Raw genomic sequence first — 19,773 nt, 5'->3', positions numbered from 1 at the left:
ACACTGCTCAGCGTTCAAGCATAGTTAAGGCTCGGTCATTGTGCTTTCAGCGAACGGTTCCAATTGTTGCTGCAACGCCTGCTCCAGTTCGACCATCGCCGCGTCGGTGGCCTCGATGCAGCGCACGATGGCCGGCACCGACGTGGTCTGCTGGCAGGCGTGTTCCAGCGCATCGCAGCAGACGATCAGACGCGAAGCCTGGGCGATCCGGGCGGCGCCCTTGATCTTGTGCGCCACCACCGCCAGTGCCTCGCGATCATTGTGCGGCGCCAGGGCCAGCAGCTCCTCGCGATCGAGGCGACTGCTCTTGAGTAATTGCGTGAGCAGGCGCCGGGCTTGAAGCGGATTACCGCCGGTCAGTTGATGCAAGCCCTCGAGATTGAACGCGGGTTGCGGTGTCGCCGGTTGCAGCCCGTTGACCCACTGGCTCAGCGCGCTGAGGCTCAGGGGTTTGAACAGGCAGTCATTCATGCCCGCCTGTTTGCAGCGTTGCACTTCCTCGGGCTGCGCGTTGGCCGTGAAGCCAAGGACCTTGCAAGGAGGACGGCCTGTGCGCTGTTCTTCCTGGCGGATGGCCGCCGCCAATTCGTAGCCGTTCATCAACGGCATGTTGCAGTCGGCGATGACCAGGTCGAATTCACCGGCCTGCCACTTCGCCAATCCACTGCGACCTTCTTCGGCAAGGCTGAAGCGATGCCCGAGGAACTCCAGTTGCTGGCACATCAGCAGGCGATTGGCGGGATGGTCGTCGACCACCAGAATATTCAGCGGCGCACCTGACACGCGGATCGGCGATGCGGTTTTCGCCGTGGCCACCCTGCATGGCAGCGTTTGCAGCGGCAGCGACAGGCAGACCTGGGTGCCGATCCCCGGCTGACTACTCAATTGCAACTGACCGCCCATCATTTCACAGAGGTTGCGGCTGATCACCAGCCCCAGTCCGGCGCCTCTGCGGGCCTGCTGGCGGCCTCCGTCAGCCTGGGCGAACGGCTCGAACAGACGTTGTTGATCTTCAATGCTGATGCCGACGCCGGTGTCGTGGATCGTCAATTGAACGAGCGAACACTTGCCGGCGGCATTAGGCAGCACGTCCAGTGTGACCCGCACCTGCCCGCTCTGGGTGAACTTGATGGCATTGCTGATCAGGTTCGACAGGATCTGCTTGAAGCGCAGCGGATCCAGTTCCACATCGACTTCGAGCCCTGGAGGATTGACGGTCAGGGGCAGGGCGAGGTTTTTCTGCCGCGCAAGGCCGTCGAAGATCCTCACCACCGAAGCGACGGTGTCGACCAGATTGATCCGCTCGGGCGCCAGGCTCAGGCGTCCGGACTCGATCCGGGCGATATCGAGGATGTCGCCGATCAGCCCCAGCAGATCCTTGGCGGAACAGTAGGCGGTTTCGATGGACGAGCGATCCGGCGCCTGATCGGTCATGCGTTCGAGCGTCAATTCGAGCATGCCGATGATGGCATTCATCGGCGTACGGATTTCGTGGCTCATGGTCGCCAGAAAAGTACTTTTCGCCCGGTTGGCGTTGTCCGCCTGTTCCTTGGCTGTGCGCAGTTCATCGAACAACTGGCGGCGATCACTGATATCGATCCAGCCACCGATGATCCCTTGTACATCGCCGCTGGAGTCGCGGTAAGGCAGGATCCAGTGATAGATCGTCAGACGCCGGCCACCGATGTGCAACGGACGGTCGAGCAGCAGCGGCGTCCCCTCGGCCACAACCCGCTGGTAATCCGCCTCGAAGGCCCGGGCTTCGAAGGCATTGCTCAGGGTGCCTTGCATGACACTCTTGCCGATCACGTCTTCGCGTTTCGCGTTGAAGGCTTCGAGGTAGCTGTCGTTGCAGCTTTGCAGCAAGCCTCGGCGATCGCGCACGTAGATCGGATGAGGTGTGCCGTTGACCAGTGAGCGCATGAACTCGAACTGATCGTTGAGTGCCCGCTCGGCGGCCTGGCGTTGCTTGATCTGGCGCCGCATGTAGGCGTTCCAGATCAGGGACAACAACAGCAGCAGACAGGCTGCGCCGATCAGTTGGTAAAACAGATGCTGATAGTGATGCCAGTTGCTTTGCGCGGCATTGGAAAAACCGCGCCAGCGGCTGTTGATGACCCCCAGCTCTTCGGGGCTGATGCTCAGCAGGGCCTTGTCGAGGATCGATCCGAGTTCGCTGTTGTCACGGGCCGTGGCCAGCGAAAAGGCCGCCTGCCGGGTACCAAGGGTGGTGGTGATCTGCAACTGATGCTCGAAGATCCGCGACGAAATCAGATAGTTGGCGATCACCAGCGAGGCGACGGCACCATCGGCCTTGCCTTCGGCGAGCAAGGTCGCGGCGCCGAAGGTGTCGGAGGTTTCGGTCAGATGGATATCGGGGAACTCGCGGCGCAGGTAGGCGGCCATGGGACTGCCTTGGGCAATCGCCAGGTATTTGTCCTTGAGCTGCGCAGGATGGGTCGGGCTCTCAGTGGATTTGCGGGTCAGCAGGACGAAGGAGTTTTCCAGATAGGGACGGCTGAATTGCAGGGTCTTTTCCCGTTGCGGGCTGGGCAGCAACGCCGCGATCAGATCGGCCCGGTGCTGATTGATCTGCTCGACCATGTCAGCGTCGCTGCGGCTGCGCACCAGTTCGAAACGCATGCCGGTACGCAGGCGCAGCAGTTCGAGCAGGTCTGCGGTGATGCCGCGTAGATTGCCGTCGCTGTCAAAGAATGTCAGCGGCGCGAACGCCTCGTTCACCACCACGCGCAGCACCGGATGCTGTTTGAGCCACTGTTCTTCGTGGTGGGTCAATTGCAGTTTCTGGTCGGTCAGCAGGATGTCGCTGCCGGCGCTCCAGCGCTTGGCGATGCTGTCCCGTTCACTGGCCGGTATGGCCAGCAGTGCGGTATTGATGATGGCCAGCAGTTGCGGGTTATCGGCGTGCACGGCAAAGCTGAAACCATGGGCTTCCTGTTTGCCGAAATTGGCCATGCGGATGTTGTTCAGATAGCCCTTGTTGATCATGTAGTGGGTGGAAATGGTATCGCCCAGAAACACGTCGGCCTGATCGAAAGCCACTGCGTTGATTGCGTTTTGATAGGACGGGTAGGACGTCAGGATGGCTTTGGGGTAGAGCGCCTTGACTTCGTCCTGCGGCAGATAGTGATAGACCATGCTCAGGCGCAGTCCGGCCAGGCCCTCGGTGAGCGTGCGGGTTTCGTCTTCGCGGGTGACCAGTACCGGCTGGTCGATGGCGTAGGGGATAGAAAGCAGGATGTCGGCGTTACTGGCCTCGAAACCGTTGGCGGTACCGAGCATGTCGACCTGCCCCGCCACCAGCGCGCGTACCGCAGCTTCCCGTGAGGCAAAGCGCTTGACCCGGACTGGCAAGCCCACGGCCTGTCCGAGCAGGCCGGCGTAGTCGGCGGTAAAACCTTCGTAATCGCGACCGCTGGCGGTCATGTCGAACGGCGGATAATCCGGTGCGGAAGTGCCCAGTACCAGTTCGTGGCGAGTCTGTAACCATTGCCGTTGCGCGGGCTGCAGAGACATGGACAGCGCTTCGTGGCTCGAACGGCTGCGCAGCACATAATCCTGCGCTGTGACGAGGTCGGCCTGTGCCTGAGAAGTCAGGCACAGGCTTGTGCACAATATGGCGAGATAGATCTTTAAACGACTGGGCATTCAGGCTCTCACACTAGCGCGTTGCGTTTGGCCATCTCGATAAGTTCCACCAAGGACCTGGCTTTCAGTTTCTGCATCAAGCGTTTTTTATAAGTGCTGACGGTTTTGTTACTGAGGAACATGCCCTTGGCAATTTCCTTGTTGGTGCGCCCCTGGGCAAATAATTGCAGGACCATGAGTTCGCGGTCATTGACGGCTTTGAATAATTCCAGCTCGGCGTAACGCACATCGTCACTGCGTACCGGATTCAATGCCTGACTGGGGAAATAGTTGTAACCGGAAAGTACCGCTTTTATGGCGCTGACCAGTTCGCTCAAGTCTTCTTCCTTGCACACATAACCGGATGCGCCGGACTGCATGCAGCGAATGCCGAACAGCGTCGGGCATTGCGCCGTCAGTACCAGGGTCTTGAGCGGAGTGCCCATGGCATTGAAGCGGGCGAGGACTTCCAGGCCGTCGAGTTTGGGGATGCTGATATCGAGGATGATCAGGTCGGGCATGCATTCGCGAACCATCTGCATGGCATCGACCCCGTTATCGGTTTCGCCGACGACCTTGTAACCTTCATGCTCGAGGAGCATTCGAACGGCAAGTCGGATGACGGGGTGATCATCGACAATAAAAACGGAGTTCATAATCAAATCCCATACGTGCGCGAATAAAGCGCGCACCTTAGCTCAGATAAAAGAGCGATCGCATGAACTCACAGGGCTCTAGCAGCAATATAGGATAAGTCCTACACACTAAAGGGAAATTGACTACGACAAAACTCTGTGTCGCGTAAGGAAGTGTTTAGATTATTTGTTTATCTGAATGTTTTAAGTTGCTGTTAGATTGTTGAGAAAACAGCGTTTGTTTGCGTTCTGTCGTCGTTAAACGGATTACGTTTGGTCGGCGCGGCTATCGAATACCGCTGAGCCGCTTTCATGGATCGATCCTTCAACCGGGTGTCGCACTGACCCGGTTGAAGAAGGTTCTGTCAGTGGCTGGAGCGCCCGGTCATTTCCAGCGCCATGTCACTGGCATAGCTGTCGGTCATCCCGGCGATGAAGTCGATCATGCGCAGGAACGAGGTGTGCAACGGCCCGTGGGGATCCGGTGCATTGTTGCCCAGCAGGTCGAGGATACGGCGGCTCTTGAACGACGGCGTGCGACCGCCGTGTTGCTCCAGCGCGGCGCCGCAGAACGCGTTGAGGAGAATTTCCAGCGTGGTATAGGCGCCGATTTCATGCAGCGTCTTGCGCTTGTCCTGGAAGATCTTCTTGCGGGCGATGTCCTTGGCGTTGAGCACGCAGCGTTTGGCCGGGCCGTGCATGTGTTCCACCAGGTCGCCGTGCAGGGTGCCGGCCAGCAGCGCATCCTGTTGCTCGACGAATGCCCGGGCGGCGGCATTGGTCAGGTGCTCGATGGCCTTGCCGCGCAGGATCGCCAGTTTGCGTCGACGCGAATCCTGCGGGCCGAGCTGGCGATAGGTTTCCGGCAGATCGTCACCGACCAGACCGAGCAGCAGCGATTCAACCTCAGCGTACTCCAGCAGCTCCATTTCCAGGCCATCTTCGAGGTCGATCAGCGCATAGCAGATGTCGTCGGCCGCCTCCATCAGGTACACCAACGGGTGGCGCGCCCAGCGCTGGTCCTCGAGTTGCGGCAGGCCGAGCTTGTGGGCGATCTGCTCCAGCAGCGGCAATTCGCTCTGGTAGCAGCCGAATTTGTGTTTCTTGTAACCCAGCGAGTCGGCGTGACGTGCGGTCCACGGATATTTCAGATAGGTGCCGAGGGTGGCGTAGGTGAGGCGGGTGCCGCCGTCGAACTGGTGATACTCAAGCTGAGTCAGCACCCGGAAGCCTTGCGCGTTGCCTTCGAAATTGAGGAAGTCACCGCGCTCGGCTTCGCTCATGCCGTCGAGCCAGCCGCGCCCGGCTGCCTGCTGGAACCAGTGACGAATCGCGTCTTCACCGGAGTGGCCGAACGGCGGATTGCCGATGTCATGGGCCAGGCAGGCCGATTGCACGACCATGCCCAGATCGCTCGGGTCGCACCAGTCGGGCAGGGCGCTGCGCAAGGTTTCACCGACGCGCATGCCCAGCGAGCGCCCGACGCAGCTGACTTCCAGCGAATGGGTCAGACGGGTGTGGATGTGGTCATTACTCGATACCGGATGCACCTGGGTCTTGCGGCCCAGACGGCGGAAGGCGCCGGAGAAGATGATGCGGTCGTGGTCTTTGTGGAACGGGCTGCGGCCCAGCTCTTGCGGGCTGTGCAGCGGTTTTCCAAGGCGTTCGCGGTTGAGCAGGGTCTGCCAATCCAAGGCTGGTTCTCTCCGTCGGTGACTGGGATGACTGTTGCCCTAGCTTCCCGGTTCAGCCACGCCCCTGCAAGCGGAACTACAAACCCGCGGCATCAATATCGATCAGCAGCAGGCGTTCGCCGTTATCGAAGAACTGGCCGGCGGTCAGGCAATACTGGTTGCTCGTCGCGTCGCGATAGGTACTGGACAGGGTCAGGCGTCGTTCTTCCCAGCCTTCGGCGAGCAAATGATAGAAGTACGGACGCCATGACCAGTTGTGGCCCAGGTAGCGGTTGTCGGCGACCCAACGGTTATGCCGCCACTCAAGGTTAGGTGTGAGTTGGGTGCCATGGCGGTCGCACTGGTAGAACCGCAGCAACCACGGAAAAGCTTCCAGTTGCGGCAGCGCACTGAGCGGTGCGTGGGCCTGAGCCCAGGTCTGGAGGATCGCCATCAGTTCGCCGAGCTGCTGACGCATCTGCATCAAGCGCCCGCGTTCGGCCAGTTTCTGCCGCACGTAACGCTGGCGCAGTTCAGCGAAGCGCTGCACGAAGGCATCGGTTGGATAGAACGCCTCCTGCGCCCGGGCAAACAGGAAACCCTGAACGTAGCGCGATCCGCATTCCAGGGCGAAATTGAGCTGGGCTTCGGTTTCGACGCCTTCGGCAATGATCCAGCAGCCGGTTTTCTCGGCCATTTGCGCCAGAGCCTTGACCACGTCACTACTTGGGCCGCCCAGCGCGGCAGCCTGAAACAGGCGCATGTCGAGTTTGAGAATGTCCGGCTGCAACGCCAGCACCCGATCGAGCTGCGAATAACCGGCGCCGAAATCATCGATGGCGATCCGCGCACCGGCCTCGCGATAGCGCGCCACCACCTCGGCCAGACGCTGACTGTTGCCACCCAGTTCAGTGATCTCGAACACAATGCGTTGCGGATCGACGCCGTGTCGCAGCATTTGTTTGAGGCTGGGCAATGGCTGATCGGCGCGCAGGCGACTGATCCAGCGCGGCGACATGTTCAGGCTGAGAAACCACTCGGCGGGGGCTTCATGCAGTCGGCTCAGGGCGTTGTCGCGGATCTGTCGGTCGAGGCGGCGCAGGGCGATGGCGGGTGTGCGCGGGTCGGCGAACAACGGCCCGACCGATGCCAGTTGGCCGTCAGGCTGGCGCAGGCGACCCAATGCTTCGACGCCTGCGATACGTCCGGTAGCGGTATCGATGAAAGGCTGAAAGCAGGCGAGCGGTTGCCCGTCGATCACGGGGCCTCCTTAGTCGTTGTCGTTCTGGGTGAACCCGCCGACCGGGTAGGCGCGCGGGATTGAACCTCTTGGTGAAAAGGTTCAATCCCGCGGATATTGCAAGAATGCAGCCAGATGCACCGGCTTAGCGTTTGCCCGAACTCTGCATCACCAGTTTGATCAGCGGGCCGAGGCTGGTGCCTAGCCGAATCAGTCGGGTCAGCCCGCCGACACCGCCGCTTTTTGCGCCCTTGCCGGTGATGAAACCCAGCAGGGTGACGGCAGCCACGCCCCACAGCGGCGCGTGTTTGATGCCGAAGCCGCCTTGCAGGTTTTGCGTCATGCCGCGCATGCGCTGCAAGGGTTGCAGCACTTGCCCGGCTTCGTGGCGGATTTCCTGACGATGCATTTCCATGCGCAGGCGGATCAGCGCCTTGCGCATTTCCCGGCGCGAGCTGTTGTGTGGCAGTTCAGGCAGGCTCATGGCAGCAGGCGCTCCCGATCATTGGCCAATTCTTCCAGCGTGCCGTGGAAGGGCGAGGATTCATCGAAGACTGCTGCCTTGAGGCGCAACCCGCAGAAAGCGGCCGCCAGGGTGTAGAACACGCACAGGCCGATGATCGCGGCCAGACGATAGGTATCCCAGAACACGATCAGCACCAGCGTCGACAGACCGACCAGCAACAGCAGGGCAAACACCAGCGCCAGGCCAGCGAACAACAACAGGCTGACGGTGCGTGCTTTCTGCTCCTGCAATTCGATGCCGAAGAGTTCGACATGGCTGTGCAGCAAGCCGAGAACAGCGGCGCCCAGACGCCGCGTGGAGGAAGTAGTGCCCGACCCCAGGCCGGATTCGCCGATCGACATGATCAGCGCCGCGTGGCCAGCAGGCCAATCAGAAAGCCTACCCCGGCAGCGATGCCCACCGATTGCCAAGGGTTGGCCGACACATAGTCTTCGGTGGCGGTGACGGCAGCCTGACCGCGATCACGCAGGGTGTCTTCGGTCAGCTTGAGGGTTTCCCGGGCGCGCAGCAGGCTGTCGTGGATCTGATCACGCAGCTCATCGGCCTGATCGCCCGCCAGGGACGCAGTGTGTTCGAGCAACCGCTCGGTGTCGGCGACCAGAGTCTGGAAGTCGTTCATCAGGATTTCTTGAGCAGTCTTTGCCTTGATGCTGGCCATGGGTGGATCTCCGTAAGTGACGTCTGAAGCGTTCGAGTATGAGCCTTGCGCGAAGGTTCAGTACAAATGACTGGTACAGCTTTTGCTATGTCGTGGTGCGTCCTGTTGCCGCCGTGCGCTGTTGGCGGGCGTGCATGCAGCAAAACCTTAACTCAAATAATCCTGGTTCGTGTCAGGACATCGACCTTGTGCGCCAAAGCGGTTCATCGCAGCTTCACTGCGCGGACCGAGCGGTCGCAACTTGGTGCATGAATTGTCCGCGCGAACCGCTTTGGTGCCTTTTTAGCCTTCAGGTCTGCCTCTTTATGGAAAATCTGCAAAGCGCTGTGGATACGCTGGTTCACAGCTCCAACACGTTGTTCATTCTGATCGGTGCGGTGATGGTGCTGGCGATGCACGCCGGTTTCGCCTTCCTTGAAGTCGGCACGGTGCGTCAGAAAAACCAGGTCAATGCACTGTCGAAAATTCTCAGCGACTTTGCCGTTTCGACCATGGCCTATTTCTTTATAGGCTATTGGATCTCCTACGGGGTGACCTTCATGCAACCGGCGGCGGTGCTGAGTGCCGACCACGGTTATGGGCTGGTGAAGTTTTTCTTTCTGCTGACCTTTGCTGCGGCGATTCCGGCGATCATCTCCGGCGGGATTGCCGAGCGTGCGCGATTCGTTCCGCAGTTGTGTGCGACGGCGCTGATCGTGGCATTCATCTACCCGTTTTTCGAGGGCATGATCTGGAACGGCAACTACGGTCTGCAAGCCTGGCTGACGGCGCGCTTTGGCGCGGCGTTCCATGATTTCGCCGGATCGGTGGTGGTGCATGCGATGGGCGGCTGGCTGGCGCTGGCGGCGGTATTGCTGCTCGGCCCGCGTAACGGTCGTTATCGCGACGGGCGTCTGGTGGCGTTCGCGCCGTCGAGCATTCCGTTTCTGGCGCTGGGTTCGTGGATTCTGATTGTCGGCTGGTTCGGCTTCAACGTGATGAGCGCGCAGACCTTGCAAGGCGTCAGCGGTCTGGTGGCGGTCAACTCGTTGATGGCCATGGTCGGTGGCACGGTGGCGGCGTTGATCGTCGGGCGCAATGACCCGGGCTTCCTGCACAACGGCCCGCTGGCCGGGCTGGTGGCGATCTGTGCCGGTTCCGACCTGATGCATCCGGTGGGTGCGCTGGTGACCGGGGCGATTGCCGGTGCGCTGTTCGTCTGGTGCTTTACCGCCGCGCAAGTCAAATGGCGTATCGACGATGTTCTTGGCGTGTGGCCGTTGCATGGTTTGTGCGGGGTGTGGGGCGGGATTGCTTGCGGCATCTTCGGCCAGACTGCGCTCGGCGGTCTTGGGGGTGTCAGCGTGATCAGTCAGTTGATCGGCACTACGCTCGGTGTGGTTGTCGCGCTGATCGGCGGATTCGCCGTCTACGGTTTGATCAAGGCCTTGCACGGCCTGCGCCTGAGTCAGGAGCAAGAGTATTACGGCGCCGACCTGTCGCTGCACAAGATCGGCGCGGTCAGTCAGGACTAGGCTTCCTTGTCTTCGGCACCTGGATAGAACCCATGCAACAGGCGATAGCGGTCGATGCGCACTTGATCGATCTTCTCCTGCACCTGATGCGCCGGCAGCCCGAGCATGATCAAGGCGTGGGAGGCGAGCATCAGGCTCGATTCCAATAGCTCCGGCACCACTTCGGTGGCGCCGGTGGCTTTGAGTTCGGCCCATTGGCTGTCGTCGCGGGTGCGCACCAGAATCGGTATCCGCGCATTGAGCCGGCGCGCTTCCTTGAGGATCCGCAGGCTGACATCGCTCTGATCCACGGCGATCACCAGCAGCCGCGCGCGCAACAATCCGACCGCGGTCAGCAGGTCGCCGCGCGACGAGTCGCCGTAATGCACCTCGCTTTCGCCGGACGCGGCTTCCTGCACGCGCACCGGATCGTTGTCCAACGCGATATAAGGCTGACTGGCATTGCGCATGAAGCGGCCGATGGATTGGCCGACACGGCCATAACCACAGATCACCACGTGCTGATCCAGACCGGCGTTGAGGGCGCTTATTTCCTCGATTTGCGCCTCCTGGTTCGGCTTGCGATGCAGGCTTGCGGCAATGCGCGGCGCGGCGCGCAACAGCAATGGCGTCAGCAGCATCGAACAGAAGGTGGCCGCGAGCAGCAGGGCGCCCAACTCGGCAGGCAGCATCTGGTTCTGTTGCATCTGCGCCATCAACGCGAAGCAGAACTCCCCGCCCTGTGCCAGGGCCAGGCCGCTGCGCCAGGCAGTCTCGTGATCGCTGCCGCGCCACTTCACCAAAAGCGCGACGACCGTGCCTTTGATCAGCATCAGGCCGAGGCTCAGGCCGAGAATCAACAGGCTGTGACTGACGAACAGTTGCAGGTCGATCAGCATGCCGATGCTGACGAAAAACACCCCGAGCAGGATGTCGCGAAACGGCCGGATATCGGCCTCAATCTGATGGCGATAGTGGCTTTCGCCGAGCAGCATCCCGGCCAGAAATGCGCCAAGGGCAGGGGACAGGCCCAGCAGGTGCGTCAGCCAGGCGGTCAGCAATACAATCACCAGCGCCAGCAGCACGAACAGTTCCGCCGAACGCGACGCGGCCACCTCATGGAACAGCCGTGGCAGCAACCAGCGGCTGGCCAGCAACAGACCGAAAAACAGCACCACGGTCTTCACCAGCGTCAGCGGCAAGGCCCAGTACCAAGCTTGCGCGCTGCTCCCGGCGAACACCGGCACCAAGGTAAGCAGCAACACCGCGACCACGTCCTGAAACAGCAAGACCCCGACCGCGTTCTGCCCGTGACTGCTGAACACTTCGCCCAGGCTGCTCAACTCCTTGGTGACAATCGCCGTCGACGACAGCGACAGCCCGGCGCCAAGCAACAGCGCCGGGGCCAGCGGCATACCCAGCAGGATCAGCACCAGCCCGAGCAATCCGGTGCTGAGCAACACTTGCTGGCTGCCGAGGCGAAACACCACTTTGCGCAGCGCGATCATTTTCGACAGGGAAAACTCCAGGCCCAGCGAGAACAGCAGAAACACCACGCCCAACTCGGCCACATCCGGCAGGTGTTCGCTCTCGTTGACCCAGTTGAATGCAGTCGGTCCCACCATCAGGCCCACGCACAGATAGCCCAGCACTGGCGGCAAGCGCAGTCGGCGGAACAGGGCAATCATCACCAGGGATGAGGCGAGGATGATCAACAGGTTGGCAAACACAAAGCACTCCGATGTCAGGCTCAGGCTTCTCAAGCGTAGAGGCAAAAAGTCCGGGAGCATCGCCTGATTGGCTTTTTTGCGGGCTGATTTGCGTCAGGGTTTTGCGAGTTTCCGGCCGTGCCTGGGTCTTTGGGCAGCTGCCGCTCGACGGGTTTTCGAGGCAGGCCTAGAATGAACGCTCACTTTTCCGGTTGAGCGATCATGCCTCCTGAATGTCAGTTGTTCGGCACCTTGGGATGCCATTTGTGTGAGGTGGCAGAGGCCGAGTTGATGCCTTTTGTCGAGCACGGTCTGCTGGTCGAACTGGTGGATATTGCCGACGATGAATCCTGGTTCGAGGCTTACAGCCTGCGAATTCCGGTGCTGCGCCGAGTTGATACCGGCGCGGAGCTGAGCTGGCCTTTCAGTGCCGATCAGGTTGTGGCCTTCCTGCGCTGAGCCTGTTTTTTCGGTGACGCGGCGTGGCTTTCCGCCGGTCGCGAGCGCGCATCCTTCCCTTGGCACTTTGCGGATTATTCGGTTACTGTATGTGCATACAGTAATTGGATGCGCCTGCTGCTTTTGATGACTTGAGCAGGTGAATCCGGCAGTCAGAGGGACGAACCGTGGTCAATGTCGAACAGTTGAAGAACAGCGTGAACCGGATGTCGGTTGACGTGGTGCGCGAGGCGGTCCTCGAATTGCGCCTGGACGGGCTGGTCACGGAGGGCAAGACGCCTTTCAACAAACTGCATTTCAACACCTGTTTTGCCGAGATCGAAGCGCTGTTCCAGCGTGCCGGTTATCACAAGCAACTGGATGTGGTCGGTTATCAGGGCTTGTTGTACGCCTTGTATGACCCGGGACGCTGGGAGGCGGTCGATGTGCTGCGCTGGCTCAAGGAGTTCACCGAGGCTGCGGCGCTCAAATCGATTCCGGCCTGAGACGGGCCGGATTCCGCACTAGGTTCGTTGCGCTCAGTGTTGGATAATGCCGTCCTGCATTGAGGGTTCGATTTCCGTATGTCCACACCAACGTTTTCCGCTGCGCAGAATCAGGCCAGCACCCTTTACCTGCCGCCGGGAGCCTGGCTTACCGTACTGGATTGCCTGTGTCAGCATTTCAGTGCGATCAGTCGCGAGCAATGGCTGGACCGGATCGCCCGGGGCCGGGTGCTGGATGGGCAGGGACAGCCGATTGCGCTGGATCTGCCGTACAAGGAAGGGCTGCGTATTCATTACTTCCGTGAAGTGCCGGATGAAAAGCCGATCCCGGTGCATGAGTCGATCTTGTATGCGGACGAGCATCTGGTGGTGGCGGACAAGCCGCATTTCCTGCCGGTGACACCGGCCGGTGAATACGTTGAGCAAACATTGCTGCGTCGTCTGATCCGCCGCCTCGATAATCCGCATCTGGTGCCACTGCACCGCATTGACCGGCACACGGCAGGCTTGGTGATCTTTTCGGCTAACCCACAAACCCGCTCCGCTTATCAGTCACTGTTCCCTACGCGGCAGATCGATAAACGTTATGAGGCGATCGCCCCTGCGCTGCCGGAGCTGGAATTTCCCCTTGTACACAAAAGCCGTCTGATCGATGGCGAACCGTTCTTCCGCATGCAGGAAGGGCCAGGCGTCGCCAATACTGAAACGGCTGTGGAAGTACGGGAAAAGAACGGTGATCTGTGGCGCTACGGCCTGTATCCGGTGACTGGCAAGAAGCATCAGCTACGCGTACACATGACCGCGCTGGGGGCGAGTATCTGCAACGATCCGTTCTACCCGGATGTGTTGAAAGACGTTGAGGATGATTACGCCAATCCGCTCAAGCTGCTGGCGCAGGGGTTGCGCTTTATCGACCCGGTGACCGGCGAGGAGCGCGAATTCGAGAGCCAGATCACCTTGCAATGGTGACGCCACTCACTTTGCAGCGCCCATGAAAAAGCCCGCATCAATGCGGGCTTTTCTGTATCCGGTGTCGACGTAAAGATTACAGCTCTTTAACGGTACGAACCTGATCCTTGTTGATACGGGTCTCTTTGCCGTCCAGTTGCTTGAACTCGTAGAAGCCCGAATCGTCATCGTATTTCGGGGTGTCGACGGCCTGGATTTCGCGACCGTCATTCAAGGTGATCACTGTTGGCGACGAGCAACCAGCGAGGGTAGCCAGGCCCAGTGCGAGCATGAAAGTGGCGAGGGTCCGTTGAGTCATGAGTGTGTCTCCGAATGGGAATACTTTTGGTTACTGAGCTTGAGACGTGTACAAGGCGTGAGAGTTCCTTGAATGCTGTCAGTCTGACACAGTGTTATGTGTATTTAACAGTTCGGGGGTGTTCAGGTTGGCCAGTCGCGGGTCATTGTCCGGGCATTGCAGGGCAGTCGCACCGAGGTTGCGCATGATCCTTCCGGGGCTCCGTTCACCGGCGCTCCAGGCGTTTTCGAACATGGGCAGAAGCGCGACAGGGATCACGCAAAGCAGGGGTTCCCAGTGGTCGTCGTGACGCAACATTAAAGGTTTTTCAGGAAACTGGCTGGCGGTTTCACGCATGTCCCGCAATAGCGCTGCGTCAATTCGCGGAACGTCGCAGGGCAAGACCAGCAAGTGTGACAGACGAGCGGCCCTGAGGCCGGCAAGGATCCCTGCCAGCGGACCGGGGAAATCGCTCTGTTCATCGCTCACCAGTTGATCGGCGTACGCTGCATAACGCTCGCGATTGCGATTGCAGGAGATGATCAGGTCGTCGGTCAGCGGCCGCACCTTGCTGTGCAAGTGCGCAATCAGCGGCTCGCCCTGCCATTCGATCAGCCCCTTGTCCTGGCCGCCCATGCGCTGGCCGCGTCCGCCCGCCAGGAGCAGTATGGAACAAGGGAGCAGTGTACTTTTGGTCATGGCAGTTCTCCGGCAGGGCGGCGAAAAATTCAGGCGCTGTGATATAACACCGAGCTGTTTCTCCTACAACTGGACGAGCCTGATGAAAGCCAAGGCCGATGTACCTTTTGCGCCGCTGAACATTGCGGTGCTGACTGTCAGCGATACCCGAACCCTGGAAACCGACACCTCAGGCCAGGTCTTCGTCGACCGCCTGACGGCTGCCGGTCACCGTCTGGCCGAGCGGGTCTTGCTCAAAGATGATCTCTACAAGATTCGCGCGCAAGTTGCCCACTGGATTGCCGAGGACGTGGTGCAGGTTGTGCTGATTACCGGTGGCACAGGCTTCACCGGACGTGACAGCACGCCGGAGGCAGTCGCTTGCCTGCTCGACAAACAGGTCGACGGTTTTGGTGAGCTGTTCAGGCAGATTTCGGTGGCCGATATCGGCACCTCGACTGTGCAGTCGCGGGCACTGGCCGGTCTGGCCAATGGCACGCTGGTGTGCTGCCTGCCAGGTTCGACCAATGCGGTGCGCACCGGTTGGGACGGGATTCTGGCCGAACAGCTGGATTCACGGCATCGCCCGTGCAACTTCGTTCCTCACTTGAAACAGGCGGCGCCTTGTGAATCCCGTGGGTAAGCCGGGCAAGACCGGCAGCCTGATGCCTGTCGAGGAAGCGCTGGCCCGTCTGTTGCAAATGGCCGAGGCCACGCCGATTGTCGAGCGCGAGTTTCTGCCATTGGCCGAGGTGCAAGGGCGGGTGCTCGCCGAAGACCTGGTTTCGACCCTGGATCTGCCGCCCTGGCCAAACAGCGCCATGGATGGTTATGCCCTGAATCTGGCCGACTGGACCGGCGAACCGCTGCCGGTCAGCCAGAAAGTCTTTGCCGGGCAGGCGCCTGTACCCTTGAAGCCCGGCACTTGCGCTCGAATCTTCACCGGCGCGCCAGTGCCCGCCGGAGCCGATTGCGTGGAAATGCAGGAGAACGCCGAGGTTCAAGCCGACGGCAGTGTGCGTTTCATTGAAACCATGAGCGTTGGCCAGAACATTCGTCCGCAGGGCCAGGAAACCACCGTGGGTGAGTTGATTCTGGCTGCAGGTACCCGGCTGGGACCGATCGAACAAGGTCTGGCGGCGTCGCTGGGATGTGCCGGGCTGAATGTGGTGCGCAAGGTCCGAGTGGCGGTGCTGTCCACCGGCGATGAGCTGGTCGAGCCGGGCCAGCCGTTGGGAGCGGGGCAGATTTACAACAGCAACCGGGTGGTGTTGTGCAGTTGGTTGCAGCGCCTGGGTTGTGAAGTGATTGATGCCGGTATTCTCCCGGACGATCTGGCGACCACACGGGCACGTCTGGGCGACTTGCAGGGTGTCGACCTGATTCTCTCGACCGGAGGCGTGTCGGTCGGTGAAGCGGATTTTCTTGGCATCGCGTTGCGGGAAGAGGGCGAGCTGGCGCTGTGGAAACTGGCCATCAAACCGGGCAAGCCGCTGACATTCGGTCATTTTCGCAATGTGCCCGTCATCGGTTTGCCGGGTAACCCCGCTTCGACACTGGTGACCTTTGCTCTGCTCACGCGGCCTTACTTGTTGCGGCGTCAGGGTGTACAGGATGTCGAACCTCTGAAGTTTACGGTTCCGGCAGATTTTGTCTGGCCCGTTGCCGGCAATCGTCGCGAATATCTGCGCGGTCGTCTTGAGCAGGGGCGGGCAATTATCTACCGCAATCAAAGCTCCGGCGTGCTGCGCAGCGCGGCCTGGGCGGATGGCCTGGTGGAAGTGCTGGAGGGCCGTACGCTGGTAAAGGGTGATGAGGTTGGATTCATTCCACTGAGTGACCTGCTCGGCTGACGCGCGGCTGGTAACTGCAGGCTCGACCGATACTGCGTCGATGCCTGCATTTCTCTGTCAATGGCTCATCAGCGTGACCAGCTGGTCGAACCGGCTATTGGCAACCCACCCCAGCAATCCCAACACCACTGCCGTTGCACCTGCCGAATAGGCGAGACGGTGCTTGATGGTCTTTACATCACCACGCACTTCGTCCATATCGCGACGAATGTATTTGAGGTGGGTTTCCAGTTCGGTCACACGCGGTTCCATATCAACTTCTCCAGCGGTTCTGGCGCTTTTCTTGAAATCGGATTTGTGACTGGCGCGACTTTCATTGAGCGGGGGGACCGAACTGGTGTGAACTCTGGCTTCATGGCTGAGCATCGGAATGTCCATTGGCGGTTGTAAATGTAAGCGCGTCGGCCTTCCCGTCCTTCCAGCTGTTACTAGCTCCGAGGGTGTATCCACTCATTACCTGCACATCCTTGTGTTGTTAAATCGAAAATTGATACCGCCTGCACACGGTGAATCAATGAGCGGGCCCGGTCAATTGAGCCGATTCCTCACATGTTGTAAGAAAAAATACCGCCGTGTAGGACGCGAGAGACCAGTCGCCTGAATTAAATGGAATTATTGCGGCTTTTTTGCGTGCGCCAGTGGTCAAGATGTTTCATACCGATTCAATCGTGGGGAGTAACCGTTATGAGTGAACGCAGGGCGCTGTTGATTCTGCATGGCAAGCAGGCACTCAACGAGGCGGTTCGCGCCGCCGTCGAAGCGAAACGCAAACAAGGCTGGGAGTTGGCGGTACGTCTGACCTGGGAGGCCGGTGACGCTCAGCGCCTGGTGGAAGAGGCACTGGCGGGTGGCTATCGGCAGATCATCGCCGGGGGCGGTGATGGCACCTTGCGCGATATTGCTGAAGCCCTTGCCGCGCATGCGCACAAGGCCAGTCTGGTGCTGTTGCCGCTGGGCACGGCCAACGACTTTTCCCGTGCGGCGGGGATCCCGCTGGAGCCGGCCGAGGCGCTTGAGCTTCTGGATGTACCGCCGCGTGACATTGATCTGGGCGCTGTCGGCGGACAGATTTTCCTCAACATGGCGACCGGCGGTTTCGGTAGCCAGGTCACGGCCAATACGTCGGAGGATCTGAAAAAAGTGCTGGGCGGGGCCGCCTATCTGTTCACCGGTCTGTCGCGCTTCAGTGAGTTGCACGCGGCCTACGGCGAACTGCAGGGGCCGGACTTTAACTGGAGTGGCGAGCTGCTGGCGCTGGGGATCGGCAACGGCCGCCAGGCGGGTGGCGGACATGAGTTGTGTCCGCAGGCACTGGCCGATGATGGCCTGCTGGATATCAGCATTCTGCCGGCTCCGCAGGAGTTGGTGGGGACACTGAAGACCCTGCTAAGCGACGGTTTCGGCCTCGACAATATGTTTGTCCGGACCCGCCTGCCCTGGGTCGAAATCAAGGTCGCCGAAGGCCTGAGCATCAATCTTGACGGCGAGCCGCTGGAGGGCGACAGCCTGCGCTTCGAGGCGCGTCCGGGAGCCTTGCGGGTGCACTTGCCCGAGCATTCGCCGCTGTTGGGCGGTAACCGCTCGATCAATCGTCCAGGCTGATAATCTGCTCGCGCACCGCGAACAGCACCAGGCCCGCCACATCGTAGATCTGCAGGCGCTTCATGATCTGCGAGCGGTGGGTTTCGACGGTCTTGATGCTCAGGCCCAGGCCGTTGGCGATCTCGCGGGTGGATTTGCCGCGTACGATCAACCGCAGGATTTCCAGCTGACGGGCCGTCAGGTTGTGAGAGTCGGCCACTTCCGGCTGGTTTTTCTGGGTGCGGGTCAGCGCCTGATTGATCACGGTGTGGGCGATTGCCGGGCTCAGATAGCGCTCGTTGTTGCGCAGGGCTTCGAGGGCATGTTCCAGCTCGGTGGCCGTGGTGTCCTTGAGCAGATAACCATGTGCGCCGGACTCCAGCGCCTGCATGATCAACGCCGGATCGGTGTGCATCGACAGAATCAGCACCTTGCTTTGCGGGCGCACCCGTTTGAGCCGTTGCAGGGCTTCCAGGCCACCGGTTTCCTTCATCGAGATATCCAGCAGCACGATGTCGGGCGCCAGCTGCTCGACCATTTCGAGCAACTGCGAGCCATCGCTGGCTTCGCCAACGACCGCGTAACCGGGAATGTCGAGCACCAGAGCGCGCACGCCGGCCCTGATCAGCGAGTGGTCATCCACCAGAAGTAAGTTACAAGTCAACGCATAACCTTATTCGTACTGGCCCGTTCGAGTGCACGGGGCGCCCAGGGGAACAGTGCTTCGATTTGAGTGCCTTTGCCCGGCTCGCTGATGACGTTCAGCGTGCCGCCCAACTGTTCGATCCTTTCGGCCATCCCGGCCATCCCGCGCTGTCCTTCGCGCCCCGGATCCGCGGCAGGCGCAAAGCCTTGGCCATCGTCGCTGATCAGCAGCGTCAGACCTTTTGGCAGGCGTTGCACGCGGATCAGCAGGTTGCTGGCCTGTGCGTGGCGCAGAATGTTGGTGACCGCTTCCTGAGCAATGCGAAAGGCGGCGACCGCCATTTCTTCCGGAATACCGTTGAGCCGCTGCTGGCAATCGAGGCTCCAGTGCACCGACGTGTTCGCCAGGGTCTTGAGCAGGTGCGCTCGCAGACTGGCTTCCAGCCCGAGACTGGTCAGTTGGCGCGGATTGAGAATGGCGGAAACGTCGCGCACCTTGTTGAGGGTTTCTTCAAGGGTGTCGCAGAGTGTCGAGCATTGCGCTTGCAAGTCGGGTGGCAGGCGTTTTTTCAGCCATTCGCTTTGCAGCTTGGCCGCTGTCAGTAACTGCCCGATGTCGTCGTGCAGTTCCCGGCTGAGACGGTGGCGTTCGTTTTCCTGGACTTCCAGCAAACGGTCGGCGAGTTCCTGAGGCTGGAACTTGATCGATTTGCGCGACAGTCGATATTGCACCCAGACGCAAGCGGTGGCGGCGATATTCAGCAGCAACAACCCCAGTGAGAGTGGTGCCGAAAAACCATAGGTCAGCAGGCAGCCGACGGTGGCGGTGACACACAATACGAGTGTGAACCGGCGTGCATTTTCCCGGGACGGTGGCCATGTGGTGATTGACTTGAGGCTGGCGTACATAACGGATGGAGCCAATGGATGTTCGCTGCGGGTAGATCGGCCGGTGGCGGGCCGATCTCTGTCTGAAAATGCTGTCAATTATGTTGTTGGTTTTAACCAGGTTCAGTGAACGATGTTTGACCGCCAACTTCGGTGGGTGACTGTCAGTGAATCACTGTGCCATTAATTGAGAGCAACTAATGGCCGGCATAATACCACTTAAGATACCGTTGGTCGCGTTTGCCATATATGTCCAATGAGTCAGGAAAGACGCCATGTTGGACGCGGGTTCCATAATGGAAAAAAGGCGCTTTATTGTGTTCGGCAGATATCGATGTTACTCGAAGTTGATCATT

The 19,773-nt window shown here is 60.1% G+C and carries 20 protein-coding genes; 7 read left to right on the top strand and 13 right to left on the bottom strand.

What is annotated here, in order from left to right; all coding sequences use genetic code 11:
- Positions 1–24: 24 nt before the first annotated feature.
- The 7 genes from ACU680_RS25450 to ACU680_RS25420 form a co-directional block, all read right to left on the bottom strand.
- Positions 25–3,669, bottom strand: a complete 3,645-nt coding sequence (locus tag ACU680_RS25450; protein ID WP_448180854.1) for a transporter substrate-binding domain-containing protein — start codon at positions 3,667–3,669, stop codon at positions 25–27.
- 8 nt (positions 3,670–3,677) lie between these two features.
- Complete coding sequence (locus ACU680_RS25445; RefSeq protein ID WP_007969092.1) at positions 3,678–4,304, bottom strand: response regulator transcription factor; 627 nt, start codon at positions 4,302–4,304, stop codon at positions 3,678–3,680.
- A 344-nt stretch (positions 4,305–4,648) separates the two neighbouring features.
- On the bottom strand, positions 4,649–5,977 hold the full coding sequence (locus tag ACU680_RS25440) for a deoxyguanosinetriphosphate triphosphohydrolase (RefSeq protein WP_003226741.1): 1,329 nt from the start codon (positions 5,975–5,977) through the stop codon (positions 4,649–4,651).
- A gap of 76 nt (positions 5,978–6,053) precedes the next feature.
- Complete coding sequence (locus ACU680_RS25435) at positions 6,054–7,217, bottom strand: EAL domain-containing protein (protein ID WP_448180853.1); 1,164 nt, start codon at positions 7,215–7,217, stop codon at positions 6,054–6,056.
- A 124-nt stretch (positions 7,218–7,341) separates the two neighbouring features.
- Entirely contained in the window at positions 7,342–7,680 is a 339-nt protein-coding gene (locus ACU680_RS25430; protein WP_027613426.1) for a hypothetical protein, read from the bottom strand.
- Positions 7,677–8,063: a phage holin family protein gene (locus ACU680_RS25425; RefSeq protein ID WP_007969088.1), complete on the bottom strand. Its 387-nt coding sequence runs from the start codon at positions 8,061–8,063 to the stop codon at positions 7,677–7,679. The genes ACU680_RS25430 and ACU680_RS25425 overlap by 4 nt, the downstream gene beginning before the upstream one ends.
- Before the next feature lie 2 nt (positions 8,064–8,065).
- Complete coding sequence (locus tag ACU680_RS25420; RefSeq protein ID WP_003226733.1) at positions 8,066–8,380, bottom strand: ElaB/YgaM/YqjD family protein; 315 nt, start codon at positions 8,378–8,380, stop codon at positions 8,066–8,068.
- Positions 8,381–8,685: 305 nt separating this feature from the next.
- Here ACU680_RS25420 and ACU680_RS25415 point away from each other — a divergent pair, with 305 nt between their 5' ends.
- On the top strand, positions 8,686–9,894 hold the full coding sequence (locus ACU680_RS25415; RefSeq protein WP_448180852.1) for an ammonium transporter: 1,209 nt from the start codon (positions 8,686–8,688) through the stop codon (positions 9,892–9,894).
- Here ACU680_RS25415 and ACU680_RS25410 read toward each other — a convergent pair.
- Positions 9,891–11,603, bottom strand: a complete 1,713-nt coding sequence (locus ACU680_RS25410) for a cation:proton antiporter (protein ID WP_448180851.1) — start codon at positions 11,601–11,603, stop codon at positions 9,891–9,893. The genes ACU680_RS25415 and ACU680_RS25410 overlap by 4 nt on opposite strands.
- A 201-nt stretch (positions 11,604–11,804) precedes the next feature.
- On the opposite strand from ACU680_RS25410, the gene ACU680_RS25405 reads away from it, so the two are divergent.
- The 3 genes from ACU680_RS25405 (at position 11,805) to ACU680_RS25395 (ending at position 13,495) form a co-directional block, all read left to right on the top strand.
- Complete coding sequence (locus ACU680_RS25405) at positions 11,805–12,041, top strand: glutaredoxin family protein (RefSeq protein WP_007969085.1); 237 nt, start codon at positions 11,805–11,807, stop codon at positions 12,039–12,041.
- Positions 12,042–12,208: 167 nt separating this feature from the next.
- Positions 12,209–12,526, top strand: a complete 318-nt coding sequence (locus ACU680_RS25400; RefSeq protein ID WP_003226726.1) for a transcriptional regulator — start codon at positions 12,209–12,211, stop codon at positions 12,524–12,526.
- Positions 12,527–12,604: 78 nt separating this feature from the next.
- Positions 12,605–13,495 carry a pseudouridine synthase gene (locus tag ACU680_RS25395; RefSeq protein ID WP_448180850.1) on the top strand — a complete coding sequence of 297 codons (891 nt, stop codon included), beginning with the start codon at positions 12,605–12,607 and terminating at the stop codon, positions 13,493–13,495.
- A gap of 76 nt (positions 13,496–13,571) precedes the next feature.
- Here the strand turns inward: ACU680_RS25395 and ACU680_RS25390 are convergent, their stop codons facing one another.
- Entirely contained in the window at positions 13,572–13,793 is a 222-nt protein-coding gene (locus ACU680_RS25390) for a YgdI/YgdR family lipoprotein (RefSeq protein ID WP_007908660.1), read from the bottom strand.
- A 78-nt stretch (positions 13,794–13,871) separates the two neighbouring features.
- Positions 13,872–14,471 (bottom strand): molybdenum cofactor guanylyltransferase MobA, encoded by a 600-nt coding sequence (mobA, locus tag ACU680_RS25385; RefSeq protein WP_448180849.1) that lies wholly within the window; start codon positions 14,469–14,471, stop codon positions 13,872–13,874.
- Positions 14,472–14,553: 82 nt separating this feature from the next.
- Between mobA and moaB the strand changes: the two genes are divergently transcribed.
- Both moaB and ACU680_RS25375 read left to right on the top strand, forming a co-directional pair.
- Positions 14,554–15,093, top strand: a complete 540-nt coding sequence (gene moaB, locus ACU680_RS25380; protein WP_003226719.1) for a molybdenum cofactor biosynthesis protein B — start codon at positions 14,554–14,556, stop codon at positions 15,091–15,093.
- On the top strand, positions 15,077–16,303 hold the full coding sequence (locus tag ACU680_RS25375; RefSeq protein WP_448180848.1) for a molybdopterin molybdotransferase MoeA: 1,227 nt from the start codon (positions 15,077–15,079) through the stop codon (positions 16,301–16,303). The genes moaB and ACU680_RS25375 overlap by 17 nt, the downstream gene beginning before the upstream one ends.
- A 57-nt stretch (positions 16,304–16,360) precedes the next feature.
- Here ACU680_RS25375 and ACU680_RS25370 read toward each other — a convergent pair whose 3' ends face one another.
- Positions 16,361–16,669 carry a hypothetical protein gene (locus ACU680_RS25370; protein WP_177325744.1) on the bottom strand — a complete coding sequence of 103 codons (309 nt, stop codon included), beginning with the start codon at positions 16,667–16,669 and terminating at the stop codon, positions 16,361–16,363.
- A 318-nt stretch (positions 16,670–16,987) separates the two neighbouring features.
- On the opposite strand from ACU680_RS25370, the gene yegS reads away from it, so the two are divergent.
- Positions 16,988–17,905: a lipid kinase YegS gene (gene yegS, locus ACU680_RS25365; protein ID WP_448180847.1), complete on the top strand. Its 918-nt coding sequence runs from the start codon at positions 16,988–16,990 to the stop codon at positions 17,903–17,905.
- Here the strand turns inward: yegS and ACU680_RS25360 are convergent.
- A complete protein-coding gene (locus ACU680_RS25360; RefSeq protein ID WP_007969079.1) occupies positions 17,889–18,548 on the bottom strand; it encodes a response regulator in 660 nt (219 codons plus the stop codon). The two genes, yegS and ACU680_RS25360, sit on opposite strands and share 17 nt — an antisense overlap.
- Positions 18,545–19,438 (bottom strand): sensor histidine kinase, encoded by an 894-nt coding sequence (locus tag ACU680_RS25355; protein ID WP_367086174.1) that lies wholly within the window; start codon positions 19,436–19,438, stop codon positions 18,545–18,547. The genes ACU680_RS25360 and ACU680_RS25355 overlap by 4 nt, the downstream gene beginning before the upstream one ends.
- Between the last annotated feature and the right edge of the window lie 335 nt (positions 19,439–19,773).

It is taken from the genome of Pseudomonas sp. LF020 (assembly GCF_053456425.1).
Note: the sequence above shows the minus strand (reverse complement) of the source record. Positions and strands in the feature narration are given on the sequence as shown.